The following is a 14,845-nucleotide window of genomic DNA, read 5'->3' as shown; positions in this document are numbered from 1 at the left end:
TGGATTCGTGTAATTACTGCTCTATTTATTTTCCCTGTTTCGCACCAAACGAAACGGCAGCCGGATCATTTTGCAGAAACGGGAAACCCTACTCTAATGATAAACGTTTCGGGCACCGAAAAGTTTCGTAACCGCCATTTTTATTCGAATAAATTATGAAACTAAATATTTCCAGACAAATTTTTATTATAACCTAGTATTTGCCTTTGATTCCGTGCTATATTTTGAGTTGGAACCGGCAATACAGCGATAAGAGATCCATCAACATACATAAGAAGGAGCACGGCAATGAAAAAGAAATTGAACTATTTAATACTGCTTTTGGCAGCTGTCTTTATGGTTGGCTGCACCAACGTGGAGGAAGCGGCAGATGCAGATGTGGAAACGGCTGTCCAGGAAGAGACGGCAGCTGAAAAAGAAGAAGCTGCCGAGAAAGCGGAAGCGGAAGAGCTGGCGAAACAGCAGGAAGCCGAAGAAAAAGCCAAGGCTGAAGAACTGGCGAAAGAAAAAGAAGCGCAGGAACTGGCCGCGAAAGAGAAGGCTGAAGCGGAAGCCGCAGCCAAACAGCAGGAAGAATTGTTCGCGGGCTACGAGCTGATCGAAGTGGACGGCGGCGATTTGTCCGGCTACCGTGAAGCCAATGTCGTTGTGGACATCGGATTTGGCGACCGCGAGTACTGGGCATTCTCGAACGAACACGGCCAATTGGTGCGTGTCGTTGCAGCTGAAATCATCCTGCAGGATGACGCGAGCGAACCGGTCACAGGAGACGGCAGATATTATGCCGACGAAGCAAAAGTTCCTGGCGTCGAAAGTGACATATTAGACGAAGGCCATGTCATTGCCGATTCCCTTGGCGGCGTGGCGAATGCCTATAACATCACGCCACAGGAAAGCACGCTCAACCGGCACGGTGACCAGGCTTATATGGAAGACGTAATCCGCGACGCTGGCGGAGCGACGAATTTCGAAGCCATTATCACCTACCCGGATACAGAAACGCAGATCCCTTCCAGTTACCAGTACTCCTATACAGTAATGGGCAACGAAGTCGTTGATGAATTCGTCAATGGAAACCCTGACGAAATCAACGCATCCCTTGGCCTGACAGGCAGCGGTTCATCGGATTCAGGCAGTACGGCGACAGAAAGTGCGCCTGCCGAGTCAACCCCTGCCCCTTCAGGCGGCGACGTATCCGCAGTCGATGCAAACGGCAACGGCCAAGTGACGATTGCCGAAGCGAAAGCAGCAGGTTTCAGCATGCCGATCTACAGCGATCACTGGCTGTATCAGTATATGGATGACCGTGATGGTGATGGGATGGTTGGGGAATAAAATAATTATAGATAGAAGTGAAGACGGTGATGCTTAGGCATTGCCGTTTTTTATTTCATAACAGGTTTCCGGTCGGCTGTGCTAATATAGAAGAAATATACACAGCAGAGAGGTGAATCCAGGTGAATAAACCTAATAAACCCGTACAAAATTTATCTGCCGAGGAACGCTCTAAGATGATTCGGAAAAGTTTCGAAAAAGCAGTTAAACAAAATGGAAAAGCGTTGGAGCGATTAAGTAAAAGTTAATACTAGTCAAAAGGATCCCGAAGAAATTTTTACGGGATTCTTTTTCATTTGAAGTTGAATCTTTAATTTCATATAACAGTTTTCCGAATCCCTATGTATAATGCCCATTACCAACGACATAGGAGTGATAAGTATGAAGATGTGCAAAGTGTGCAGGAAAAAGCCGCGGGTAGAGCGCCGTGTGGACAGTGCAGGCAATGTGTTTTGTTCTGATGAGTGTTTTGAAAAGTTCGAGGATGGGCCGGATGATTTCAGCCATCCCTATATCGATGATTACGATATGCTGCGGATCGCCTATATCGACTGGATGCAGAATTATGAAGGCGATTTGCATAAGAGCGTCTATTTCGGTTATCCGAAGAAGAGCGATTTGCTGGAGTGGCTGGATGAAACGGTGGACCCGTATTGGGATTATTATGGGCTGGCGGGAAGTGACGGTGTGTTTTCTGAAGAGGTTTTCTTCTATATAAAGGAGTTGTTTGAATTGCAGGAGACGATTCGTGCGTGGCAGGTCGATGAGCGGAAGTATCGGAAGTGGCTGAAGGAGCTGTGGGCTAAGCAATTGGCTGCAAAAGCCTTGAAGGATTGAGTGCGGAATTTCCTTAATGCCTCCCTCCTTTTTCATTTATTTAGTGGTTCCAAAAGGGATTATCAGGGAATACGTCTTAAAAGGAACCTAAATAACATTGGAGAAGGAGCGATTCAGTATGGTAAATGGCAAGTATATTGAAGTGGATCCCGGGGTGGAACTATACGTGCAGGATGTCGGCAGCGGCGATCCGCTGGTGCTGATTCCCGGCTGGGTATTTTCTGCAGAAGCGTTTGCAAGTCAGGTGGAGCATTTTTCGAAAACACATCGTGTGATCGCGATTGATCCGCGGAGCCAGGGACGGTCTACGAAGTCTCTGCAGGGCAACGATTATATCACCCACGGCAAAGATGTGACGAAAGTGATCGACGAGCTTGGCTTGAAGGATGTCACCTTGCTCGGCTGGTCGTTCGGCTGTTTGACGGTATGGGAGTATATTCGTCAGAACGGAACGGACAATGTGAAAGCGGCCGTTATCGTCGATCTGTCGCCGAAGCCGCTGTCACGTGACGATGAAATTGACTGGGTCGAAGGGCCGCTCGAAGAAATAGCCGGCGCCTATACACAAAACTTACGCAATCCGGAGGGCCAGCGGGCATTCATCACCGAGTACGCCACTGAAGTCATGGTGCAGCGTGAGTTGACTGAAGATGAATTGCAGTGGATCATCGAGGAGGCGCTGGCGACGCCATATTATATCGCATCTAATCTGTTTGCCGCCGGCATGTTTTCTGATTACCGGGAAGAAGCGAAACTGTTGATTGAAAGAGTTCCGACGCTGACCTTTGCAGCCGAACACTGGGGAGAAACCGCCCGTTCGTTCATGCAGCGGATCTCTCCTGAAGCACGGGTCGAAATACTCGGCGGCCATCTGATGTTTTGGGAACACAGTGAGAAGTTCAATGAAATACTCGAACGTTTTTTGAAGAGCGATGTCTAGGCGTCGTTCTTTTTTCACGTTTAAATTCGTCCCTCTTATAATCTATTTCGCCTGACTCTACGTATTATATAGAAGAGACCGATTCCTTCTGCCCCTTCTGGTTTATCACTCCCACCTTAGGGGTAGATATTAATTGGGTATTAGTACTTATTATTCTATTTCTATTATTAGCGTATAGTCCTATAATAAGATATGGAAAACGACCTGAAGAATGAATTCAGCATCTCTGAGAAAGCGGGATTTAATATGCGTAAAAATTACAGTGTGTATATGTTCGGAGCCTTTCTGGCAACAGGGGCGTTTATTGGACTTGCTTTTGCTTCTATTATGCAATTCCTTATTACAGTGCCGGAAGAAGAATTATTCGTTCTGTATTTATTGGCGATTGGTGCCGGTTTGATAAGTGGCGCTGCTATTTTCCTAATAAATTATTCTTTTATCCGTTCGATCATCGGGCATTTTCGGGAGATCCTCGCCCGCATTCATGAAGAAGATTACAGTGCGCGCGTGAGTTTCTCGAGCCGGGATATGATCGGTTTACTGGCAGACGACGTGAATTGTGCGCTTGAACATCTGGAAGAAAAAAATGACGAAGTGCTCCACGACGAATTGACCGGCTTGCCGAATCGGCAGTTTTTAAAACAGCATTACCGGAAAAATCCAGGCTGGCTGGCTCACCACAGGACCGCTTTTCTGTTCTTTGATCTTGATAAATTCAAAGAGATCAATGATCATTACGGGCACCTATACGGAGATAGAGTGCTGGTGGAAGTTGCCGGCAGGATAAAAGCCGCGCTCGCTGAAGATGAGTTTCTGGTGCGCCTAAGCGGCGATGAATTTCTTCTGGTCGCCACTCTTACAGAAGATACCACCGGCAAAGACCTTGCCGAACAATTGATGACGCTTTTCTTTGAACCCTTTGACATCAACGGCAGCTCGCAGCAGGTACAGACCAGCATCGGCGTCAGCACCGCGCCCACAGACGGCGAGAACCTGGCCGAACTGATCCGCAAGGCCGATTTCGCGATGTACGAAGCCAAGAAACAGGAAGGGCTTTCTTATTACCTGTTTCAGCAGCTGGCTGAAGTTCAGGCGTCGGAAGTGGTTGAGCGTTGTTGAGGTAAGTGGGATTTTGGGCAAACAAAAAACCGGACCCCCAAGAGAAAATCTCTCGGGAGTCCGGTTATTTTTATTGTATTATTCAGCTGGTGTAAGGTCTTCGATTGAATCGATGTCCATGTATGAAGGGACAACAAATCCGATTTTAGCGCCTTCAAGGTTTTCACCAAGGTCCACCATGTCAGCTCCGTATGTTTCAAACTGTGAAGCGTGTGTTCCAGGCAACCATGCAGCTACCATTCCATCAGCCTGGCCTTCAGCCACTGCTGACCACATTACAGCGTTATCAAGCGGAGTCAATGTTACGTCAAAGCCTTGAGCTTCAAGTACTTGGCCGATTACAGTTGTAGAAGCGACTTCAGTGTCCCATTCTACGTATGCAAGTTCGATTTCCGTACCGTCAACAGCTTCAGTGCCTTCAGTCCATTCAGCTACGCGGTCGCTGTTTTCTTCGATCCATGCTGCTGCTGCATCTTCTACAGCTGTTCCGTTGGAAACTTCCAGCATGACACTTTCGATGTCAGCTGTTTCCCAGTAGAATTGATCCAGGATTGTGTAAGCTTCCGGATTTTCTTCTTCCAGGCCTTCGCGTACCATTGTGTTGATCGTTTCAGCATCACCGAAGACGCCATTTGGATCTTCAAGGTATTTAAGATCGTATTTCTGGAACTTCCAGTGCGGGCTCCAGCCAGTTACGATGATTGGTTCTTCGTTGTCGATTGCCGCGCCAAGTTCAGTTGCCATCGCGCCGCTTGAAGAAGTTACAACTTCCCATCCTTCAAGGCTCTCGTAGTCTTCAACAGCTTGTTCAGATGCTGCAACTACACCTGCACCAGGCTCGATGCCTGTGATCTTGTAGTCCATTTCTTCGCCGTAATTCACTTCACCAGAATCGCCGGCAGTTCCTTCGTCTGTGCTTTCTTCACTGCTGTCGTCACCACAAGCTGCAAGCAGAATCATTGGCGTTACAGCAAATGCTAAACCTAGATGTTTCCATTGTGCTTTTTTCATAATATGATCAATCTCCTTTTTCTTTAAAATTGTATGGTATTTCCTTCTACTTAAACTGAAACAATAAACTACAGTAACCGATATTCCGCAAAACAACTCCGCTTTCCTAGGGGCTCGCGCTGAGCTAACTCGGGCTCGTTACACTTCTCCCGAGTGGATCTCAGCACTTCGCTCGAACCGGAGTTGGATTTCCAACTCTGGTTCTGTCTCTGCATCGCTGCGCTAGCTTCGAGACATTGAAGTGCGTTGCTCCCTTGGGAGTCTCCGTTTTTTTGCTCCATATCTTCAGAGACTTCTATAACGTGAAGAGTCGTTTCGATACTGATACTTTAGTTCAATTTATACAAGGAAAGGTTCCAGCTGGATCAGATGTTCGTTCCTTTTTTCAAGGAGAAGCTTTGTGTGAAGCGGTCAATGATGATTGCCAGGATGACAATCCCAAGACCGGCAACAAAGCCGGTGCCGACGTCTGCGCGCTGCAGAGCCGAGAGTACTTCGCGGCCAAGTCCAGGTGCACCGATCATAGATGCGATGACGACCATGGACAAGGCAAGCATAACTGTCTGGTTGATGCCGGCCATGATAGTGGCTTTGGCCATCGGCAATTCAACCTTGAACAATTTTTGTGCGCCTGTGCTGCCGAACGCTTCGGCTGCTTCCACTAAATCTTCGGACACCTGACGGATGCCGAGGTTCGTAAACCTGACAGTCGGCGGTGTCGCGAAGATCAAGGAAGCGAAAATTCCGGGTACCATCCCGATGCTGAAGAATGCGACCGCAGGGATCAAGTAAACGAACGCGGGCATTGTCTGCATGAAATCGAGAACCGGTGTAATGATGTTCTCAGCAATTTTGCTCTTTGACATCAAGATGCCGATCGGAACACCGATGATTACTGAAAGCAAACTGGCGACAAGCACCAGGGAGAAGGACAGCATAAGCTCTTCCCACAGCCCCTGGTTCCAAACGAGCAGCAAGCCGACGATTGAGAACGCGGCAAGACCGAAGCGTTTTCCGCTGAGGAAGAACGCCAGTACTGCCACGATCAAGATGACGATGACCGGTGGCACTGCCGCCAGCATATCAGCGAAATTTTCCAGCCCGTCGCCGAATTCATTCTTGATCGGATCGAACAGGAAGGCGAAGCTGTCTGAAACTTTATCCGTAGCTTTTGACACCCATGAACCCAATGGGATTTTTTCGATGTTTTCCATAAAGTTAAGCATGTGTCAAATTCACCTCACCCTGTCCTGCAAGTGCCGAAATGACCGCGCCGCGCACGATGATTCCAAGCAATTTACCATCTTCCACAACCGTAATCGGAACCGGTGAGTTGTGGCTGATATCAAAGATTGCGTTCATCAATGTATCTTTCGTTACGCTTGGCGCATCGGTTTTCAGAATGGCCAGCAGGTTTGGCACCTCGCTGCGAAGAGCAACAACAGCGTCATCTGCTGTTACATAGCCTTTCAGATTCCGCTTGCTGTCCGTTACGTAAATGCTGGAGATGCCTTCTTTTTGCATCCGCTCGAGCGCGACCCGTGGGCCGTGTTTATCGATATTGACCGTTTCCGGACGTTTCATGATGTTATAAGCCGTCAGCACTTTCGAGCGGTCGACGTCTTCAACAAATTTCTCGACATAATCGTTGGCCGGGTTCATCAGAATTTCTTCCGGCGAACCGACTTGGACGATCGAGCCGTCTTTCATCAAAGCGATTTTATCGCCGATGCGGAGAGCTTCATCCAAATCATGCGTGATGAAGATGATGGTTTTCTTCATTGTGTCCTGAAGATCCAATAGCTCGTCCTGCATTTCTTTGCGGATCAGCGGATCAAGCGCTGAAAATGCTTCATCCATCAAAAGCACTTCCGGATCGTTGGCAAGCGCTCTTGCCAAACCGACACGCTGCTGCATCCCCCCGGATAGCTGGGATGGATACTGTTCCATATATTGACCCAGTCCGACCATCTCAAGGGAGGTGCGTGCTTTTTTGCTGCGCTCTTCTTTGGGCATTCCCTGTACTTCAAGCCCGTATTCTGCATTCTCCAAGATCGAGCGGAACGGGAAAAGTGCGAATTTCTGGAATACCATACTCATTTTCGTACGGCGCACCCGCAGAAGATCTTTTTTGTTCATCGCTGCTAAATCTTCGCCGTCCACGATTACTTGGCCTTCTGTCGGATCAATCAGGCGGTTGAGCAATCGTACCAATGTCGATTTGCCGCTGCCGGATAACCCCATGATGACGAAGATTTCGCCCGCTTCCACTTCAAAGGAAGCGCGGTTTACACCGACTGTGCTGCCTGTCTGTTTCAATATTTCTTCTTTCGTTTTGCCTTCTTCAAGCAGCTTCAAAGCTTGCTTAACGTTTTTGCCGAATACCTTTGACAGGCCTTCTACTTTAATAACTGGCATATATGCTCACACCTCTCATACCATTTTTTTGCTTCTCATGGCTTTAAGAGTTTTTCAAATCTCTTTTACCTCAATCTATTATCAGGCTGTTTTTGCCTTACCGAAAATCTTCTTTTTTCGTCAGCATTCAAACAAAAACCTATATAAATAAACTCTTTTCGTGCCAATGAACCTAAGCCGCATGTACTTAACTATACGCTTAATTACCTATGATTTCAAACCGACTGTCTAAATTTACGCCTCTCGAAAGGCTTATTTCCGACATATTCCGACAATTTAAAACGCAATTTTTTATTACTTATCAAGCTCTCGTTCCCTCAGTGACGGGGGTTGAGAAAATTGATAGAAAAATCTGATTCTTAAGGCCTACCCTTCTTTTAATTTTTTTGAAATAATTTTTTGACATGCCGTTTTTCGAACTGAATTTTAGCTTTTTTACCCCCGAATCCGGATATGTCCTCTGATATTTTCTCTCACTAAAAAGCGCATTTCCAACGGGAAAAATCCGTCGGAAATGCGCTTCTATCTTTTATCATTATGGTTTTTTTCTTTAGAGTTCCTTCTTATATAAATGTGGTACCCGGCTTGTAAAGATGGGAACCTCTTCACGGACTGTTTTCACTTTCTCCAGATCCAGTGAAATCGACAAGGTCTCTTCATCCTCTTCGCTGGCTTCGAGCAGGACGTCGCCCCATGGATCGACGGCCATTGAAACTCCGGCGAATTCCACTCCGTCGTATTCACCGACCCGGTTTGCGGAAACCACATACATCTGGTTTTCAATTGCCCGCGCCGTCTGCAAAACTTTCCAGTGCCGGGTTCTTGCCGCCGGCCATTCAGCGACGATGTGCAGAACTTGCGCGCCGTCCAGTGCGAGGCTGCGAATGATTTCCGGAAATCTGAGATCGTAACAGATGATCAAACCCATTTTGATGCCTTCCAACTCGAACACTTCCGGCACTTTTTCGCCTCCGGCAAGAAAATCGTGTTCATTCAGCATCGGCACCAGATGGACTTTGTCGTATTCATAGACCAAATCGCCGTTTCTCGCATAAACAAATGAGGAATTGTAGAACTTCCCGTCTTTCTGATTGGCAACTGAACCCCCGATGATGTTGACTTTAAAAGTCAGCGCCAATTCCTTCAGGAAGCTCTTTGTCTTCGCGCCATTGGTATCGGCGACTTTGTCCAGGGCTTTCAGCGTATAAGCGGTCGTCCACATTTCCGGCAGCACCACGATATCGGGCCGGTTCTCTTTCATTTCCGCTTCGAGCCAATGTCTGACTTTCATGCGATTCGCATCAGGATTTCCAGCTATGATGTCCATCTGGTAAATAGAGTATTTCATTTGAACCTCTCCCCACAGGCTTTATTTACACTGATCTGCAGCTGGAATATATTCTATGTATCAGTGTCTCTAGGCCAAGACACTAACAATATTATACAAAAATAAATCCTGGCATTTCAGCATGTTGTCTCAAGAATACCCAATATCTCACAGTAAAGTCCATCTTTTCAGATGACAATTACATTACAATTTCATATTACGAAGCCCGGCGGGACAATGACTCTATATTTCTACTGCAAATTCCGATGATCAGCGAACATAAACTCTTCCTTTTTTAGGCAAACGAGCTACCCATCATTTATTTTTCAAATCCTCCACCGGATTGACCAGCGTTTCAAAACCATCGATGCGGCATTCAACGACGTCTCCGTCACGGATGACGACCGCTCCCGGTGTACCTGTTGAGATGATGTCTCCCGGCAGCAGCGTCATGACTTTTGAATGGAAGGAAACAAGATGCTGCGGCTGGAAAGTCATATTCGACACCAGATTATCGCGATGGATTTCACCGTTGATGACTGTCGCCACCTTCAGGCCGAGCACATTATCCACTTCATCCGCCGTCACGAGCTGCGGACCGAAACTGAAGAAGGTGTCGAAGCTTTTCGCGCGTGTCAGGTAACGCGGATTTTTCTGCAGAATGTCTTCCGCCGTCATGTCGATGATGGTCGTGTAGCCGGCGATGACGCTGAGCGCGTCTTCTTCTTCGATGTCTTTGCAAATTTTTCCGATGACGATGCCGAGTTCCGATTCTGCTGTTGTGCGCTCGGATTGCAGCGGTACACGAATAGTTTCACCCGGTCCAATGATTGTCGTATCAGGCTTCATGAAACTGGCTGGTTCCGTACTTGGCGACACTTCACTGAGATCCGCTGCATGTTCGACGTAATTCAGTCCAATGCCCCAGATTTTGCGCGGGTGGCGGTAAAGCGGTCCGAATTCTACTTCCTGTAGTACCATTTTTTCAAGTGTTTCCATGTTCTGTGCGGCAAACCATTCTTTGAACGGCTCCAATTGTTCGAGCGGCAACAGATCAAAGAGCTGCGTCGGCCACTCTTTATTGAATTCGTTATTGATGTCTTCAACTGGAATTACACCTTTAGCTATGACGACAGCAGCCGTCTCTTTTCCATCCAGTTGTATTGTTGCTAAGCGCATATACACCAACCCTTTCGTAACGTTAGATTACAGAATAAAACCGCCGCCCCTATAAGGACGGCGGTTCCTGATTCTTTATTGTGCAGTATAGCCACCGTCCACAAGGATTGTAGCGCCGGTCATGAAATCATTTTCGCTGAGGAAAATGATGGCATGTGCGATTTCATCTGCGCGCCCTAATCGTCCGATCGGATGTTTTTCTACAAGCTGGTCATAGAATTCGGGTCCGAGTGCATCCCTGCTAACCATGCCGGATTCTACGTAGCCCGGTGCAACTGCGTTGACGCGGATATTCTTATTGGCATATTGAAGTGCCAACGATTTTGTCATCAGATTGACTGCACCTTTTGAAGCGTTATAGGCGAACGCGCCGCCTTCACCGACACTGCCGAGAATGGATGCCGTATTGATGATGACACCGCCTCCGTTATTCATCATATGGCGAATCGCATGTTTCGCACCGAAGAACACGCCATCCTGATTAATAGAGATGACTTTGTGATAGTCTTCATAGCTCAGCTCATGCGTTTCGCTCAGTGCGCCGATACCTGCATTATTAACTATAATGTCGACAGTGCCGAACGTATCGACAGCAAACTTGATCATGTTCTCGACCGATTCTTCGCTTGCCACGTCGACTTTGACGAATGCCGCTTCCCCGCTGCTTTTCAGATTTTCAGCTTCCTTTTTGCCGCCTTCTTCGTTGAAGTCGGCAATCACCACTTTCGCGCCTTTCGCCAAATACGCTTTTGCTGCGGCAAGCCCGATTCCTGAAGCACCGCCTGTCACCACTGCCACTTTCCCTGCCAAATCCATGTACGTGCCCTCCTTTATAATGATGGTTCACTCTTATATTATCTAAATAGTAAGTTTATTCATATCAAAAACACTTCTTTCTTCCAATTCACCTGGCGCTCCTTTTTTACTGCACAATAAAACCCCGAGTGAAACCCATTTTTCAATAGGGCTTCACTCGGGGTCTTTGCAGATTTCATTTATAAAAAGTTTTTAATGTTTATTGCCAAATCAGTCCTTCATCACCAATTTAAAGCCCATCTGCTCGATCGCGATTTTCAGCGTCGCTTCCATCCTTTCGCCTTTCAGCGAATGGGCGAAATGCGGCACGTTCAAAGCGATGGAAGGCGTGATTCCCGTGATGACTGGTGTGACGCCCATGATTTTCAAGGTTTTCACCAAATCCAATAAAGGCTGCTCAATCTGCGGATCGATTTCAGTGATTCCTGAAAAATCAATGATCAGAATATCCAGTCCCCGTCCGGCTTTATTGACTACATCATCAATCATCTGCTTGGCGCGGGTAAGGGTGATGTGGCCGATGATCGGCAGAATGGAGATATCATCTGTCAGCGGCACAAGCGGCGAGGAAAGTTTCTGGATTTCCTTCTTGGCCGTCTCCAACTCCAGGATATACGTCAGGAGCGAAGACATCATCTCGAACATTTCCTGGTCTTCCGGCGTAAAGTCATAGGGATGCTTATCCAATCCGCAAATCGTGCCGTAAACTTTGCCGTTTTCATAATAAATCGGGATGCCCATGAATGAACCATTATCAAAATCAGATGCGATGTCCAGCGTTTGAGCATCTGCATCCTTGGAAATATCATCTATCTTAAGCACATTCTGCCCGTGCTGGATCGACAGGTTGCAAAAAGTCTGGTTCAAAGGCGACTCGCTTCCTTCTTCGACCAATTCTTCGTTTCTATTGAAAGCTTTCGTAATGGTATTGGTTTCTCCATCATTTTGCGCGATGAACAGAGTATTGATGTTCATCCGGCCGCTTAACATCTTGACCACCTGATTGGCTGCCTCATTGAAATTCTCAAATTGACGGGACGGGCCCGCAGTTGACTGTGTCATCGTATTCCTCCAATTTCGGGAGTGCGCCTGATATATTGCTACACTTTTACTTATTATAATTTTTCGACATCAACTATAATGATACCCGCTAATAGTAAAGTATAACCTTTGTATACCTTTAATGCTCAACACCGATACCGAGTTTGGACAGATTTTTTTACAACGGACGGTTCTGGCTTGCCACCGCTACGGCAATCGGTGTTTGCCCCTCCGTCAATTCAAGGATCAGCTTCACCGTTTCCGGATTATGGAGCAATTCAGCAAGAACGCCCGCCACATCATCCCGCGAAACTTCTCCGTACGGAATGGCCAGTCCGAGTTCAACTGCTCCTGTCCCGGGCTCATCTGTCAGCGTGCCCGGCCGAAGAATCGTCCAGTCGAGTGAGGATTTCGCCAGCTCGACATCTGCCTGCCGCTTCACCTTCATATAGAATTCGAAGCTTTCCGGCATGCCCATGCCACGCCCCGCATCCGGAAATGCCGACACCAGCAGGAAGCGTTTGACTCCCGCCTCTTCCGCCGCCGCGATCATTTTGCTGAGGCCGTCGCCATCGATTGCCTGGGTTAAATCCGTACCCGCTCCGCCAGCTCCCGCAGTGAACACGACTGCGTCCATGCCTTTCAGCAAAGACGCATATTCAGCTGCATCCGTTTCGATCAAATCAGCCATCACCGTTTTCATCCCCAGCTTCTCCAGCTCTTCAGCCTGCTCTTCCTTGCGAATAAAACCAAAGGCTTCATCTCCACAGTCTGCAAGCATCTGCCCCAGACGTTTCCCGACTTTTCCGTTTGCTCCAATAATTGCTGTTTTCATAGCGCACTCTCCTCTTTTTCATTAATTTACTGAATGTGTTTATTCGAATGTTCCCTATTCTAATCACACGGAAATTTTCAAGTCAAAAGAAAGAGCTTTGTGGCTGGTGGGATACTTATGGTCAAGTGCTTCTCCTTTTGTAGCATTTGCAGCCATTTTATAGTAGGTTTTATTTACATTGAAATTCTCCAGGAAAAGGACAAAAACGACATTATTGAAGGAGCGCGATTTAGACATGACCCTCATCAAATGCACATCCAAACACCTGCCTGACCTCCAGGCAATCAGTCGGGAGACATTCACCGAAACCTTCAAGGAACAGAATTCGCTCGAACATTTGAATGCCTATTTGGAAAAAGCTTATAATCAGGAGCAACTGGCGCTTGAACTGGCAAACCCCGAATCGAAATTCTATTTCGTCTGCAGCGACGATGAAGTCGCAGGTTACCTGAAGATCAACGTCGGTGAAACGCAGTCGGAAAAGATGGGCTATGATTCGCTTGAAGTCGAGCGCATTTACGTAAAGAAGAAATTCCACAAGCAAGGGCTTGGCAAGTTATTGCTGGAGAAAGCTTTCGAAATCGCGGCAGAACTGGGGAAACATAAAGTGTGGCTCGGTGTTTGGGAAGAAAACGAAAATGCCATTGCCTTCTATAAGAAGAAAGGATTTGTCCAAACTGGCGCACATCCCTTCTACATGGGCGACGATAAACAAATCGATTTGATCATGACGAAAACACTTTGATGCTTTTATTCTGAAAGGCGGGCTATTATGTATGTTCCAAAGTTTTATAAAATTACAGATGTGGATGAGATTCAGGAATTTGTGCAGCACCATTCGTTCGGAACGCTTGTGACGACGAGAAAAGGCAGGCCCATCGCGACCCACCTGCCGCTGCAGCTGGCGAAGGAAAACGAAGACTATTATATAACCGGGCACATGGCGTACGGGAACCCGCAATGGCGAACTTTTGAAGCCGGTGAAGAAGCGCTGATCATGTTCCAGGGTCCGCATTCCTATATCTCTTCTTCCTGGTACGAGCAGGAAAACGTTCCGACATGGAATTACCAGGCGGTCCATATATACGGCGCCGCCCAAATCCTGGACGGAGAAGAATTGAAGCGGGACCTGACGAAGCTGATGGGAAAATACGAAGAGCACCGAGCGGATCCTGTGCTGTGGGACAAGCTGTCCCCTTCTCTATTGGATACCGAAATGAAAGGCATCGTCGGCTTCAAGGTCAAAGTGAACGACATCCAAGCCGCTTATAAGATGAGCCAGAACCGCAGCGACACGGATTATCAGAATATCATCGAACAGCTGCGCAATGAAGGCAACGCGGATTCCAGCCGGATGGCGGATGCGATGGAAAAAAGAATGGAAGAGCGTTGAGCTTCTGATTAAATAGAAAAGCTGTCCTGTTGAACTTTCTCAACAGGACAGCTTTTTTACTTGGACACTTTTTAATTTTTTTCTTCTTTATCATTCACTTCTGCAGATATGACAAGCACCAGGAATGTAGTCACGATAAGAGCGATGGCCATGACGAGCATTGAATTTCCTCCTCAATATTTGACGTATGGCTATCTTCATCTTCAAATTTTCACGGTTTTTTCATATTTAAGCAATTTAGACTAAAAAATTATATATTTTCTAAGGAATATACCAATTTATTGTGTATACTTTAATTAAATAAATATTTTAAATATTTCTTTAATTTCATTCTATAGGTTTTCAACTGTATTATCCATCCTTTTTATCCTTTTCAGGAATTAAGTTTTCATCATCTAACGAAAGTCTTTGAAAGGAGGAATTCCAAAATGAAGAATGCTCCGAGAGAGAATAATAAGAACCGGAATCATAGTGATTCCGCGGAAACTTCATTGAAAGGCACCTTTACGTCCGTTCTGATCATCGCTGTTTTCATGCTTGTGTCCTGGTTCAGCGTCTTCATCTTGTTTTTGGAGCGCAATTAAGAGCCTTCTA

15 protein-coding genes are annotated in these 14,845 nt (G+C 46.8%); 7 read left to right on the top strand and 8 right to left on the bottom strand.

Annotated elements, in window-relative coordinates:
• Positions 1–288 precede the first annotated feature (288 nt).
• From AC2Q9J_RS05665 to AC2Q9J_RS05650, 4 genes are all read left to right on the top strand, one after another.
• Positions 289–1,335, top strand: a complete 1,047-nt coding sequence (locus AC2Q9J_RS05665) for a DNA/RNA non-specific endonuclease (protein ID WP_499037960.1) — start codon at positions 289–291, stop codon at positions 1,333–1,335.
• A 381-nt stretch (positions 1,336–1,716) separates the two neighbouring features.
• Positions 1,717–2,172, top strand: coding sequence for a hypothetical protein (locus AC2Q9J_RS05660; RefSeq protein ID WP_499037959.1), 456 nt, complete (start codon positions 1,717–1,719; stop codon positions 2,170–2,172).
• A gap of 118 nt (positions 2,173–2,290) precedes the next feature.
• Complete coding sequence (locus AC2Q9J_RS05655) at positions 2,291–3,112, top strand: alpha/beta fold hydrolase (RefSeq protein WP_499037957.1); 822 nt, start codon at positions 2,291–2,293, stop codon at positions 3,110–3,112.
• A gap of 246 nt (positions 3,113–3,358) precedes the next feature.
• On the top strand, positions 3,359–4,231 hold the full coding sequence (locus tag AC2Q9J_RS05650; RefSeq protein ID WP_499037955.1) for a GGDEF domain-containing protein: 873 nt from the start codon (positions 3,359–3,361) through the stop codon (positions 4,229–4,231).
• A gap of 78 nt (positions 4,232–4,309) precedes the next feature.
• On the opposite strand, the gene AC2Q9J_RS05645 is transcribed toward AC2Q9J_RS05650, so the two are convergent.
• The 8 genes from AC2Q9J_RS05645 to AC2Q9J_RS05610 all read right to left on the bottom strand — a co-directional run bounded on the left by AC2Q9J_RS05645 (position 4,310) and on the right by AC2Q9J_RS05610 (position 12,858).
• On the bottom strand, positions 4,310–5,242 hold the full coding sequence (locus tag AC2Q9J_RS05645) for a glycine betaine ABC transporter substrate-binding protein (protein ID WP_499037953.1): 933 nt from the start codon (positions 5,240–5,242) through the stop codon (positions 4,310–4,312).
• A 365-nt stretch (positions 5,243–5,607) separates the two neighbouring features.
• Positions 5,608–6,468, bottom strand: coding sequence for an ABC transporter permease (locus AC2Q9J_RS05640; RefSeq protein ID WP_499037951.1), 861 nt, complete (start codon positions 6,466–6,468; stop codon positions 5,608–5,610).
• Positions 6,461–7,660 (bottom strand): quaternary amine ABC transporter ATP-binding protein, encoded by a 1,200-nt coding sequence (locus AC2Q9J_RS05635; RefSeq protein ID WP_499037949.1) that lies wholly within the window; start codon positions 7,658–7,660, stop codon positions 6,461–6,463. Before AC2Q9J_RS05635 ends, AC2Q9J_RS05640 begins: the two co-directional genes overlap by 8 nt.
• 550 nt (positions 7,661–8,210) lie before the next feature.
• Positions 8,211–9,008 carry a carbon-nitrogen family hydrolase gene (locus AC2Q9J_RS05630; RefSeq protein ID WP_499037947.1) on the bottom strand — a complete coding sequence of 266 codons (798 nt, stop codon included), beginning with the start codon at positions 9,006–9,008 and terminating at the stop codon, positions 8,211–8,213.
• 294 nt (positions 9,009–9,302) lie between these two features.
• Entirely contained in the window at positions 9,303–10,166 is an 864-nt protein-coding gene (locus AC2Q9J_RS05625) for a fumarylacetoacetate hydrolase family protein (protein WP_499037945.1), read from the bottom strand.
• 75 nt (positions 10,167–10,241) lie between these two features.
• The gene (locus AC2Q9J_RS05620; RefSeq protein ID WP_499037943.1) at positions 10,242–10,982 is read right to left on the bottom strand and encodes an SDR family NAD(P)-dependent oxidoreductase; all 741 of its coding nucleotides are present in this window, start codon (positions 10,980–10,982) and stop codon (positions 10,242–10,244) included.
• 210 nt (positions 10,983–11,192) lie between these two features.
• Positions 11,193–12,044, bottom strand: coding sequence for a GAF domain-containing protein (locus AC2Q9J_RS05615; protein ID WP_499037942.1), 852 nt, complete (start codon positions 12,042–12,044; stop codon positions 11,193–11,195).
• A gap of 157 nt (positions 12,045–12,201) precedes the next feature.
• Positions 12,202–12,858, bottom strand: coding sequence for an SDR family oxidoreductase (locus AC2Q9J_RS05610; protein ID WP_499037940.1), 657 nt, complete (start codon positions 12,856–12,858; stop codon positions 12,202–12,204).
• A 235-nt stretch (positions 12,859–13,093) separates the two neighbouring features.
• Between AC2Q9J_RS05610 and paiA the strand changes: the two genes are divergently transcribed.
• The 3 genes from paiA (at position 13,094) to AC2Q9J_RS05595 (ending at position 14,835) form a co-directional block, all read left to right on the top strand.
• On the top strand, positions 13,094–13,603 hold the full coding sequence (paiA, locus tag AC2Q9J_RS05605; RefSeq protein ID WP_499037938.1) for a spermidine/spermine N(1)-acetyltransferase: 510 nt from the start codon (positions 13,094–13,096) through the stop codon (positions 13,601–13,603).
• A 27-nt stretch (positions 13,604–13,630) separates the two neighbouring features.
• On the top strand, positions 13,631–14,251 hold the full coding sequence (locus AC2Q9J_RS05600; protein WP_499037936.1) for an FMN-binding negative transcriptional regulator: 621 nt from the start codon (positions 13,631–13,633) through the stop codon (positions 14,249–14,251).
• A 428-nt stretch (positions 14,252–14,679) separates the two neighbouring features.
• Positions 14,680–14,835, top strand: coding sequence for a cytochrome c oxidase subunit 2A (locus AC2Q9J_RS05595; RefSeq protein WP_499037934.1), 156 nt, complete (start codon positions 14,680–14,682; stop codon positions 14,833–14,835).
• Positions 14,836–14,845: the final 10 nt, after the last annotated feature.

Source organism: Planococcus sp. RAB007_Raresut (assembly GCF_057369535.1).
Note: the sequence above shows the minus strand (reverse complement) of the source record. Positions and strands in the feature narration are given on the sequence as shown.